This window comes from Niallia sp. FSL W8-0951 (assembly GCF_038006525.1).
GTDB classification, from domain to species: domain Bacteria; phylum Bacillota; class Bacilli; order Bacillales; family Cytobacillaceae; genus Niallia; species Niallia circulans.
Window position 1 is genome coordinate 1,989,028 of the sequence record NZ_JBBOVK010000001.1, and the last position, 10,975, is coordinate 2,000,002.

The 10,975-nt window shown below is 33.4% G+C and carries 17 protein-coding genes and 1 other annotated feature; of the genes, 7 read left to right on the top strand and 10 right to left on the bottom strand.

Translation table 11 applies throughout. The features are described 5' to 3' along the window. Positions 1–232: 232 nt before the first annotated feature. From NSS71_RS09990 to NSS71_RS10005, 4 genes are all read right to left on the bottom strand, one after another. Positions 233–469: a histidine phosphatase family protein gene (locus NSS71_RS09990; protein WP_235844475.1), complete on the bottom strand. Its 237-nt coding sequence runs from the start codon at positions 467–469 to the stop codon at positions 233–235. Continuing rightward, positions 442–843, bottom strand: coding sequence for a histidine phosphatase family protein (locus NSS71_RS09995; protein WP_235844476.1), 402 nt, complete (start codon positions 841–843; stop codon positions 442–444). Before NSS71_RS09995 ends, NSS71_RS09990 begins: the two co-directional genes overlap by 28 nt. Before the next feature lie 216 nt (positions 844–1,059). Further along, entirely contained in the window at positions 1,060–1,389 is a 330-nt protein-coding gene (locus NSS71_RS10000; RefSeq protein WP_047941064.1) for an HIT domain-containing protein, read from the bottom strand. Between the two features lie 32 nt (positions 1,390–1,421). Beyond that, positions 1,422–1,973, bottom strand: a complete 552-nt coding sequence (locus tag NSS71_RS10005; RefSeq protein ID WP_047941065.1) for a short-chain dehydrogenase — start codon at positions 1,971–1,973, stop codon at positions 1,422–1,424. Positions 1,974–2,158: 185 nt separating this feature from the next. Here NSS71_RS10005 and NSS71_RS10010 point away from each other — a divergent pair, with 185 nt between their 5' ends. From NSS71_RS10010 to NSS71_RS10020, 3 genes are all read left to right on the top strand, one after another. Further along, the gene (locus NSS71_RS10010) at positions 2,159–3,046 is read left to right on the top strand and encodes a ribokinase (RefSeq protein ID WP_047941066.1); all 888 of its coding nucleotides are present in this window, start codon (positions 2,159–2,161) and stop codon (positions 3,044–3,046) included. Between the two features lie 141 nt (positions 3,047–3,187). Then, the gene (locus NSS71_RS10015; RefSeq protein WP_047941067.1) at positions 3,188–3,394 is read left to right on the top strand and encodes a helix-turn-helix transcriptional regulator; all 207 of its coding nucleotides are present in this window, start codon (positions 3,188–3,190) and stop codon (positions 3,392–3,394) included. Next, positions 3,391–3,831 (top strand): hypothetical protein, encoded by a 441-nt coding sequence (locus NSS71_RS10020; protein ID WP_047941068.1) that lies wholly within the window; start codon positions 3,391–3,393, stop codon positions 3,829–3,831. The genes NSS71_RS10015 and NSS71_RS10020 overlap by 4 nt, the downstream gene beginning before the upstream one ends. Before the next feature lie 687 nt (positions 3,832–4,518). Here NSS71_RS10020 and NSS71_RS25700 read toward each other — a convergent pair. Next, the gene (locus tag NSS71_RS25700; protein WP_369988174.1) at positions 4,519–4,701 is read right to left on the bottom strand and encodes a hypothetical protein; all 183 of its coding nucleotides are present in this window, start codon (positions 4,699–4,701) and stop codon (positions 4,519–4,521) included. A 144-nt stretch (positions 4,702–4,845) separates the two neighbouring features. Beyond that, complete coding sequence (locus tag NSS71_RS10030) at positions 4,846–5,358, bottom strand: DUF402 domain-containing protein (protein WP_235850123.1); 513 nt, start codon at positions 5,356–5,358, stop codon at positions 4,846–4,848. Positions 5,359–5,550: 192 nt separating this feature from the next. Here NSS71_RS10030 and NSS71_RS10035 point away from each other — a divergent pair, with 192 nt between their 5' ends. Further along, complete coding sequence (locus NSS71_RS10035; protein ID WP_047941070.1) at positions 5,551–5,865, top strand: hypothetical protein; 315 nt, start codon at positions 5,551–5,553, stop codon at positions 5,863–5,865. Positions 5,866–5,904: 39 nt separating this feature from the next. On the opposite strand, the gene NSS71_RS10040 is transcribed toward NSS71_RS10035, so the two are convergent. Further along, entirely contained in the window at positions 5,905–6,153 is a 249-nt protein-coding gene (locus NSS71_RS10040) for a YqkE family protein (protein ID WP_047941071.1), read from the bottom strand. A 25-nt stretch (positions 6,154–6,178) separates the two neighbouring features. Next, positions 6,179–6,628: an OsmC family protein gene (locus NSS71_RS10045; protein ID WP_047941073.1), complete on the bottom strand. Its 450-nt coding sequence runs from the start codon at positions 6,626–6,628 to the stop codon at positions 6,179–6,181. Positions 6,629–6,751: 123 nt separating this feature from the next. On the opposite strand from NSS71_RS10045, the gene NSS71_RS10050 reads away from it, so the two are divergent. From NSS71_RS10050 to NSS71_RS10060, 3 genes are all read left to right on the top strand, one after another. Continuing rightward, on the top strand, positions 6,752–6,886 hold the full coding sequence (locus NSS71_RS10050; protein ID WP_268876247.1) for a hypothetical protein: 135 nt from the start codon (positions 6,752–6,754) through the stop codon (positions 6,884–6,886). Positions 6,887–7,111: 225 nt separating this feature from the next. Continuing rightward, complete coding sequence (locus NSS71_RS10055; RefSeq protein ID WP_047941075.1) at positions 7,112–8,020, top strand: alpha/beta hydrolase; 909 nt, start codon at positions 7,112–7,114, stop codon at positions 8,018–8,020. A 245-nt stretch (positions 8,021–8,265) separates the two neighbouring features. Then, positions 8,266–8,521: a binding site (T-box leader), on the top strand. 68 nt (positions 8,522–8,589) lie between these two features. Further along, positions 8,590–9,810 carry an MFS transporter gene (locus NSS71_RS10060; protein WP_047941352.1) on the top strand — a complete coding sequence of 407 codons (1,221 nt, stop codon included), beginning with the start codon at positions 8,590–8,592 and terminating at the stop codon, positions 9,808–9,810. Positions 9,811–10,195: 385 nt separating this feature from the next. On the opposite strand, the gene NSS71_RS10065 is transcribed toward NSS71_RS10060, so the two are convergent. Together NSS71_RS10065 and NSS71_RS10070 are read right to left on the bottom strand one after the other, a co-directional pair. Next, positions 10,196–10,693 carry a DUF3278 domain-containing protein gene (locus NSS71_RS10065; protein WP_047941076.1) on the bottom strand — a complete coding sequence of 166 codons (498 nt, stop codon included), beginning with the start codon at positions 10,691–10,693 and terminating at the stop codon, positions 10,196–10,198. After that, positions 10,683–10,886 (bottom strand): helix-turn-helix transcriptional regulator, encoded by a 204-nt coding sequence (locus NSS71_RS10070; protein WP_047941077.1) that lies wholly within the window; start codon positions 10,884–10,886, stop codon positions 10,683–10,685. Before NSS71_RS10070 ends, NSS71_RS10065 begins: the two co-directional genes overlap by 11 nt. Positions 10,887–10,975: the final 89 nt, after the last annotated feature.

A 10,975-nucleotide genomic window follows, 5' to 3' on the forward strand; every position in this document is an offset into this window, starting at 1 on the left:
TTTATACTTAATATAAAAGACAATTGAAATTCAAGCTTTCAATTATTTTTAAATCTTTTTTTGCTGATTTTAAACGACATTAATTCTCCTTTCTTCTTTTTTATCGGTAATCTTCTTCCATATTTTATCTTTTTCCCGTCCTCAACATTTTATATAAATAGTCATCTAAAAAGTTAATGCCTTAAGCATAAAATGGTGGTAAAAAATATAAACAGGAGTAGTCAAAATATCTCTACACCCGATGTGATAGATCCCCTTCTAATACAATCCTGCCCATATCACCGTTGATTTCTATAACAGTAAGACTAGTATCATGAATAAAAGGTGGTTCCCAGATTTTCTCCATTGGCAGCTCTTTAAAAATTGCTAGTAATAACTTTATCACCACGGAGTGCGTTACAAGCAGAACATTACCCGAAGCATAATTTTCTTTCACTATATTTAATGCTTGTTTAACCCTCTTTTCCACTGCAAAAAAATCTTCGCCATCGCTGGATTTGTAACGATGAGGGGCATTCCAAAAGAAAGGGCAAATGCTTCTGGATAGCTGTCTTTCAAATATTCTGCTTTCTTTCCTTCCCATTTTCCCATATTAATTTCTTTTAAATGATCATCGAAAATAATCGGAATCTGCCTATCTCCTTTTATAAGGTTTGCTGTTGCGACCGTTCTTTTACTAGGGCTTGTATAGATTGCAGCAAATTCTATCTCTTTCAATCTTTCACCCAATAATACTGCATTCTTTTTTCCTTTTTCCGTTAAGTCTGAATCACTCCATCCTTGCATTCTTTTTTCTATATTCCACTGTGTTTCTCCATGTCTTGTTATGTAAAGGGTTAGCATTTCTAGATCTCCTAATCTACCATTTCTGAACAACAAAATGGTTTTTATTCCTTTTACCGATGAAGTTTCCATAAAACCCTTTTTCAATAGTGAACATAAGGATAGGGGGCGCCCCTTCCTAGCTTGTAATCTCCCTTATTAAATAATTTCCGTTTCAGAAATATTCAGTATTTGAAATGAATAATGATATTTTACTATATTTTTAGATTCGACCATTTACCTTAGCGGTTTGCCATGAACAATATGCCAATGAAGATGTTTGGAGTCTTGATACTTGCCAAGATTGGTGATAACTCTGCATGCACCATGTTCCTTTGTCACGGTAGCAGCTACTTGCTTTACAACGCCCAAAAGCTCCAATAGTAAATGATTATCTCCTTCTTCTAATGCAATAAGAGAAGCGATGTGTTTTTTGGGAATTGCTACTATATGAACTGGATAAAAGGGTTTTGTATGATAATATGCTAACACATTTTCAGTTTCCATCACTTTTCTAACCTTTGTTTTTCCACTAAGAACTTCGTCACAATAAAAATCTTCTGACATCTTTTTTCCTCCATTTCCTTTTTAAACACTGTCTATGGTCTTTTCTCCCATGGTTCCACTACACCTACTACTTTTCTCTTCCAATTATTTTTTATGGCATCAATCACCCCAGCTGAAATCTCTTTATGTGTAAGCCATCTGGAGACGCTATTCTCCACAATAAATCCTAATTGAATCTGATGATAGCTGCAATTAGGGGGAATCGTTAGTTCCTTCTTTATTTTGGACAAATCCGAGCTGCTCCCAGTAATGTGAAACAAACGCCAATTCTGTCTGCTTTCGGAAAGTTCGTCCTTTACTATATTCAAAGCATTTTTTCCTATCGAATGAACCCATGCTACAACCAAATCAATTGGTCCATTCTGTTGTATAGACCATTCTAATTTCTCCCTAAACGCAGTGTGATTTGTATAATCAACCAGTAAGGGGGTTATTTTCGTTTTATCGTCCAGGTTATCTATTAAACTATTTATTGGGGCAGCTTTTCTGCCAACAATAGATAATCTGCAATCCTCTTGCTCAGCCAGCCATCCAGACACATCAAAAAGCATTCCTGTGCCTCCAATAATTAAGGCATGCTTCATATTTTGCTCCTCCTTATAAATAAGCCTTTAACCAATCAGTTTTCATGTCTTGCTTACTACCCAAAACGCTCCTAAAATTTCCTAATAATTCCTCTTATCTTATTACTTTAACAAACTTAACCCGTTTATTTAAAGTAAAATCAGTGATATTCTATAAATAAGTTAAAAACTATGGGGGGAAAGACTTGAAGATTTTGAATTTTGGTTCTTTAAATATTGATAAAGTATATTCGGTTCCTCACTTTGTTTCTGCTGGCGAAACTTTATCTTCTACGAATTATGAAGAATTTCCGGGCGGAAAAGGATTAAATCAATCAATTGCACTTGCTAAAGCTGGAGCACAAGTATACCACGGAGGGAATATTGGAAAAGACGGCTTATTTTTAAAAGAAGTATTAGCGGAAGCAAATGTAAATGTTGATTGGATTTGTGAGAATGGGAACACAACTGGCCACGCCATTATTCAAGTCTCTGCTAGTGGTGAAAACTGTATTCTTTTATTAGGCGGAGCAAATAAAGAAATAACGATCAATCATATTAACCAAGTTTTAGCGAATTTTTCCCAGAACGATTTACTGTTATTGCAAAATGAAATAAACGATTTAGCATACATAGTGGAAACTGCACACAAAAGAGGATTAAAGATTGCTCTTAATCCATCACCTATCGATGAGACAATTACCAACCTAGATTTTTCAAAAATTGATTACTTAATATTAAATGAAATAGAAGCAAAAGCCATTACGAATGAACATACAAATGACAAGATTTTTCAAAAGCTTTTATCCTTAAACAAGCAGCTAAAAGTCGTCTTAACATTGGGCAATGAAGGCGTAATTTATAAAGATAGTTTAGAAGAACATAGACAAGCCGCTTTTAAAGTAGATGCAGTTGATACAACCGCTGCTGGCGATACCTTTTTAGGATACTTTTTAAGTCAAGTTTCCCAGCAGGCGGAAATAAAACATGCCTTGCAAATGGCTGCAAAAGCTGCTGCAATTGCTGTAACACGGAAAGGGGCCTCCTCTTCTATTCCAAATTTGCAAGAAGTAATGACGTTCACAAAGAAATAGAAGATAAAAAAGTGAGAATTTAAGTAGTGATTCTCTCTTTTTTATGGAATCACAATCATCAAACGGAATATATATATTGCATTTAGCAATATATATTAGTTATAATGTAATATATACATTCCATCAATAAGGAGGATTGCCTTGAAGAACCATATTAAAATTGCAAGAATTCAAGCAGATTTAACCCAGCAGCAATTAGCAGATAAGATTGGCGTTACTCGTCAAACAATCAGTCTTATTGAAAAAGGAAAATACAATCCTACTTTAAAACTTTGTCTTGAGCTCTGTTATTCCCTCAACAGAACATTAGATGAATTATTTTGGGTAGACAAGGAGGAAGAAAAGTGAAAAAAATAAAAGATGAACGTCTAATTATGAAAAACTTACAAAATATTAAAGTAGCCTATATCATTCAAACGCTTGGTATTATTGGCATATTAGGCTATGACCTTATTACAAAAGGCTTAGTTGGAATGAGAGACAATCCGTTATGGTATGTATTTATTATTACTAGCATCATTTCAGCCTATCTATCAATGAATATAAGCGTCGATCATGAAAACAGCAAAAAGGACCCTAAAAAGGGACTATCTCTTTCTATTACTATTGTCACTCTGCTTTCCGTGCTTATTGGAATTCTAATAATCCTCTCTGATAGAGAGCGTATCTTAAATGGTGTTCTTATTGGCGGAATAGTATTTATATGCGGGATCATACCTGTACTTTATACTTATTATTTACGGAATAAAAAAGGAAGAGATTTGGATGATGAGGATGAAGTTTAACTCTCTTACTGACATTTATTTTAGCCTGCTGGATTAATCTACCACTTTCGCTTATAATTATTGTAGTGTAATACTAGAATCATAGCATTAATAAATGTTAGAAAAAGGTGTAATATGAATAATTTTTTTAGCAGGCTAACCCTTTTTTATATATTATTTTTTTCCTCCTAACTGGAATAGCTTTTTATTTTATCTATAAAGATTTTACTACCACTTTTCCCTTTTATTTTATCATTGGATATATCATATTCCTATTTTGTTTTATATTTTACTTACTATGGATGGCAGTATTCACGTGGAAGAAAAACTTTAGCTGGTCTTTATTGGCAAAGAAGGTATCGCAATGTATTTGCCTGTTTCTCTTATTCAGCTTAGTTAATTATCTATTTTCTTATTTTTTTCATCCGAATCAGAAGACTTTTGCATTTTCTTTTACCTCTCTTGGCTTAGCAATAGGTCTTACGTTTCTAGATATTCCTTATTTTCAAGGTAAAAGTAAAAAATAAAGCGACAAAATTACATGATTTACTATGGCTTAAATCCCATAGTGAATCATGTATTTTTCTGCTTCCTGCGCTGCTGTTATTTTTCGAGCTAGATCAATAAGCTGCCCTGATTTTTTAGACGCAACGATATCTAAAAAAAATGGTAACGATTCAGGAGGAATAAGTGTTATTCCGTAATAGGCTAAACCTTTAGCCGGTCGTTCAGATGTTGGAAGTATGTTTTCATCATCGCTAATGGTTTTATCAGCTCTTGTATAAAATCATCATTTACAGGTATACAATCATAAATATCTGGAGTGTAATGATTATATACATACTGTTTATTGAAATTTTCAATGATTCCAAATTCGTGGGTAATAGTCAAGCTCTTCATCCTTTCAAATAAAGCCTGCCAATTTAAGTTAAATTTTAACAAAAGAAAGATGAGCATACTATATTTTTTAGGATATTCTAAAGTTTGCTGCAATGATCTGGAGCTTCCCTTTAAAAATACGTACATAGCTCCATTTTATAGGCGAAACAAATCTGCTGTTTCTCTAGATACCTCTGCAAGAATACCATCTTTCCGCTTTAACAATTGTTGTAATGCTTTTTGAACAAACCCTTTTTCAAACGTTTCAATGGGTTGAGGTAATTCTTCTTGATCCAAAATATAATACATTTGATTAGGTTTAACGACAATATCAATAATTAAATCTTCATAGATAACCATATCATTTTGAAACCAATTTTTTCTCACAATATTGAAATACGCTCCTAAATATTTTCCAGTTGCATCTCGCCAAAAGTATAAATTATATGGCTGATCCAACCAATAATAAGCAAACGTATAGGTCCCTTTCGGAATAACTAGTTTTTGTTTGCCTTTCCTCATTTCAAATGACTTTTCCACTTGATGCAAGAGAGTGATTTTCCTTTTATCCGATTGAAGAAGTTTGCATTGATATTCTTCTATGGTAGAATCATAGCGAATTTTCCGTTCGACTATGTTTTCTCTATCCTTTAATTGCAAGTTTACCACTCTATCATCTCCAAATTCGATTCAACTTTACTCTTTTTTCCCTATCTTATAGGCAAAACAAACATTTATACAGATCAAATCCACAGAATATTCAGCTCAAATATTCTTATCCTGATACATTCTCACTAAATGTCTTTGTAAACATGCTAAAATAAGAATTACTAATTAATTAAAATCGAAGGAGGAGAGTAAATGTATGTAAAAGTATATGAATATCATATACCAACCGATAAAATCAAAGAATATTTCTGTATTCAAGAGAAAGCAAGCAACATCTATCGCAAGTATATCGATTCAACAACAACCTATTTACAAAGTAATGATGATCCGACAAAATGGCTGGAAATCACGACCTATCAGAGTGAACAAGACTATCATGCCAATATTGCTTTAATCAATGAACAAACGGAAATTGCTGCGTTATTTCAAGAATTCCAAGCTTTGCTTCACCCCAAAAATAGTCAAATAAAAGAAAAAAATTTCACCAAAATAACAGAAATAAAGTAATTATTAAAAAAGGATACCTTAATCGATATCCTTTTCTTCTTACTTAAAATCCTTCCAATTCATCGCATTTTCATTTAACAGTTCTTCAAAACTTTTATTTTTTTCTCTTTGTCGACGTTCTTCTCTTTTTCTTTCTTCTTCTGCTTTTTGCTTGGCCTCTTCTTGTTGTTTTAGTTCTTGCTTTTTATTTTTCAGTTGATCTGCTAACTGTTCATTTAGAAGATCCCCTAATGTAACAGGCTTATCCTCCTGTTTTGTTTTTTGTACATGTCTCCGCTGCTTTGCCATCTGAATCCCCCTCCTTCTTTGGATTTTACAGTGCAAGTTCTATTGTTTCTTCTAATTCGACTTCTACATTCCCTTTAATTGCTCTTGTAATCATGCAGCTTTCTTCCGCTTTATGGGCAAGTTTTGCTGCAAGCTTTATGTCTTTTTCAGCAGCCTCTTTTTTGAGCACAATCTTCGGGCGATGAATAATTTTCTGGTAAGTAAATACACCGTTTGTGACATCAACTACTGCTTCTGATTCTAATGTTAAGCTTTCCTTCTCAAGTCGACTTCTTTCCATCATTGCAGCAAGTGTAATAATAAAGCAAGTTGCTGCTGCTCCGAGAAGCATTTCATCTGGATTAGTACCGACACCAGGTCCTTCCATTTCTTTTGGAATCGATATTTTTGTTTTTAAATTGCCACTTTCGATTGTCCCAATATCATTTCGATATCCTGGCCAATCCGCTTTTAAATAAAAATGATGTTCTGCCATAATTCACCCTTCTTTTTACTATGCTGTATGTATAATAACATATTTTTTTACTCAAGTTATATTAGAGAATTGGATACGAAGACGATTGCAAGTATCTTCACTTCTATAAAAAAGAGGGGAAGCATGATGACTCAGAAACGCGACAAAGGCTACAGTCAAGCTGGTAAGCCTAATGCAGATACTGTCAAACAAATAATTGCCGCAGAAGAATTAGAAAAGGCCATCCATCCAACAAACAGACAAAATTCTAAACAGTAGTCCAAGCCACACCACACCTTCTAAGAAGGTGTGGCTTTTCTCTCTCCCAGCTATCTTTATCTGTAACCATTTATTTCATTTTGCATAAAATTTTTTATCATAACAGCCATCTGTATAAGTCTAATTTTTGATAATTAAAGAAGTTGTCCATTTTGTTTCTTTCTAAAGAAATGATACACTCAAATTAGTTTCTGCTAAATTTTTCAACTTACTGGAGGAATCGGTTTGAGAAAGCTGTTTCGTTATTTGTTTTCTGTGTTATTATTTATTACTTCCATTGGTTTATACTGTTCCAATCGATTAATGTATATGAAGAAAAAAGACAATGACTTTATTGTAAATAGAGAAAAAGAAGCTGGCAGATTAGACCCTGTTTCTTATGAAAATTTAACTAAACAAGAAATTACCATTCCTTCTCCTTATGGTTATGATTTAAAAGCAATCCTAGTAGAGCCTTTTGATACGAAGAAATATGTCATCATTTCCCATGGAGTCACGGAAAATAAAACGAGTTCGATTAAATATATGAACTTATTTTTAGAAAGAGGCTTCAATGGTATTATTTACGATCATCGCAGACATGGAGAGTCGGGCGGGAAAAATACAAGCTTTGGCTATTACGAAAAATTTGACTTAAAGCAAATTGTTGATTGGCTTAAACAAGAAAAAGGAAAAGATATTCTTTTAGGGATTCATGGTGAATCGATGGGTGCAGCAACAATGATTCTTTATGCTGGCGGAATCGAGGATGGCGCCGATTTCTATATTGCGGATTGTCCATTTTCCGATTTCAAGGAGCTTTTAGATTATGTCATCAAACAGGAAATAAAACTACCTGGAAAAATCTTTATTCCTATCGCTAATTTATTTTTACGTGCCAGAGCTCGCTATTCCATTAAAGATATTTCTCCTATCTCTGTCATTGATAAAATAAAAAGTCCGATGTTATTTATCCATAGCAAGAAAGATGATTTTATCTTGCCAGAAATGACGCAAAAACTTTTCGATAAAAAGAAAGGTCCTAAAAAATTATTTTTTGCTGTTAATGGTACACATGCTCAAAGCTATAATGAGAACAAAGAGGCTTATGAAAAAGCCGTTGATGATTTTTTAAAGGAATATGTGCAAAGTTAAAATTTAAGGCTTAACAACATTAATTCTACTATATAATAATGTATTCAGATAAAGCCATCGAAACGATGGCTTTTCTTATAATTCTTTATTATAAGATCGCCTTCTTGAAAAGCTCATATTGCCCCTTCGTAAAAGAGAAACTATACACATTCATTATAATAATTATTATTTCATTATTTTTAAAAATTTCTTTACATCCCCTAGAAGGTTTGATATGGTAAATAACATTAAAATGCCATAAACAAATACATGCGATGAAGAGAAGAGTACAATCATGCAATTCTTCAAAGAGAGCTCCAGTTGGTGGAAAGGAGTAGGAATAATGGTTGGAAGCAAGCCTCTGAGCGGCACATCGGATCCATATAGGTGATGGTGTGACAGGTGCTCCTGTTATCGAGCTAGGGTATACGTATGGACTTCATACCGTACCTACAAAGGATAATATGGTAACATATTGTCAAACTGGGGTGGCACCACGGCGCGCAGCAACTCGTCCTCAAGACTAAAATCTTGGGGGTGAGTTTTTTTATTATCCAATTTTACATTTTTAAGGAGGAAATAAATTGCGTATAAACAAGTTAGTGAAGTCGTGGAAATACCCTTCTATCTTATTATCAAGCATTGGTGTTTCCAGTATTGGAGAATGGGTCTATTTTATAGCACTAAATTTAATCGTTCTTGATAGGATGGGAGTACTTGCTGTTTCGGGGTTGTATATACTTAGGGCTCTATCTGCATTTTTTACAAACTTTTGGTCCGGTAGTTTAATAGACCGATTGAATAAAAAACATCTGATGGTTTTGCTGAATATATTCCAAGCAGTGTTCATTGCCTTATTGCCTTCCCTAGCATCTCTTTCTGCCATTTATACACTCGTTTTTTTTATTAATGTAGCTAGTTCCATGTATGAACAAACGTCAGTACCGTACATTACCAAGTTAATTCCTCCAGATCAAAGAAAAAGGTTTAATTCACTTCGAAGCTTAATTGATTCTGGAGCATTTGTGATAGGGCCTGCCATAGCGGGAATGCTATTTATGATTGGCACACCTAATTTTGCCATCTATAGTAATGCAATAGCCCTTTTCATTTCAGCTCTTATCACACTTATTATGCCAAATATTGAAAAAAATGATTTTATTGAAACAGAAGATAAAAAAATAACTTTAAAGATTTTAAAACAAGATTGGAGATTAGTTGTCGATTTTAGCCGGAACCACCTGTATATTATCATTATTTATTTACTCTTTAGTACAGTGATGGTTTTGGCAACTGCTGTAGATTCACTGGAAGCAGCGTTTTCGAGAGAAGTGCTTCTATTGTCAGAGAGAGATTATGGATTTCTGGTGAGTATTGCTGGTGCGGGGATAATTGTTGGCGCACTAGTAAATATCATAATTGTTAAAAAGGTTGCTACCTCTTGGCTGATTGGTCTTGGATCCTTAATGGTATCGATCGGATATCTGATTTATGCATTTTCTGCTAATTTTTTGATAGCAGCAATTGGTTTTTTTATCCTTTCCTTTTCTATGGCTTTTCTTAACACCGGATTTAACACATTTTATCAAAATAATATTCCCGTACATATAATGGGAAGGATTGGTAGTGTGTACAGATGCATTGAAGCCTTTTTTATCATTATTTCGACCATACTTTTTGGGATAATGGCTGAAATGATTTCCATTAAGTCTGTTATCATATTAGGAAGCACCATTATGTTTGCAGTAACAATTATATTATTTATCTTTAATACACAGCCTTCGAAAGCAGCGTTTTATACAGAGGAATAATACTAAATATACATACTCGTTAGTGCTTTTCCTTATAATTAGATCTTGAATATGACAAAAATACAAAAGTCCTTGAGAATAGGATTTCTCTCAAGGACTTTTGCCATCAATCTAAACTAATTTTTTTATTCCATTAACTATAAGAATAAGGGTAATCCTATTTGTCTGCATATCCAGCATTATTATATCCAACATAAGTAAAGGACAGCAAAATGAAAGAAACAGGAGAAAATACTGCTAAAATAATAATTACAACCTTTCTTCCATATCTCTATGTTTATCAATAATTAGTATAATGTTCGTTTTATTATACATTTTGAAACATACGCTCTCTTTAAAAGCGAGTATCATATGTTCAGGATCTTACAGCAAAAGCCGAACTAAATCAAAAGTGTTTCTGCAGCTTTGATTTAGAGAACAAATACATTGTCATACCAAATAACATTCCACCTAAAAGCCAGATTAATACGTTCCACCACTCAAGGTTTAATTCGCCTGTTGACAAATATGGAAATACATATTCCATCAAAATTAACATACTTAAGCCCCATTGAATGCCAGCTAGGAACGACGATTTTTTCAATTGCTTTCTCTTTTCTTCGTACTCTTCTATAGAAGCACAATCCGTTTCATCAAGCTGTTTCTTTCTTATTTTTATAAGTGTCAGAATTGCATAAATCATATTAATAATGAAAAGCGATGGAGTTGCAAATGAAAGTGTATGATGAATTGTGTCGATAATGAGACTCATAATCATTAATAGTGTGGTCAAATACCACAGCATAATTCCAGAAAAGGCTAATTCTTTATGGATTTCATAGAGCTGGTATTCATCTCGATCATCATAAACCCCTATAAAACGATTAAGTATCTTATTCCTCATTAGTATTATCCTCCCAAAATAGTGTATTAAGGTCTGTGTTAAGCTCCTTGGCTAAGGAAATACATAAAGACAAAGAGGGATTATATTTATCATTCTCAATTAAATTAATGGTCTGTCTTGCTACTCCTACTTTCTTGGCGAGTTCAATTTGGGTTAAGCTGCAATGTTTCCTATACTCTTTGACCTTGTTCAAGTTAGACATCCTTTCACGAAGACCTGTAAGTACATTATATATGACGTTTTAAATAAGTGTCAATTATACATGACATTTTTTCATAGACT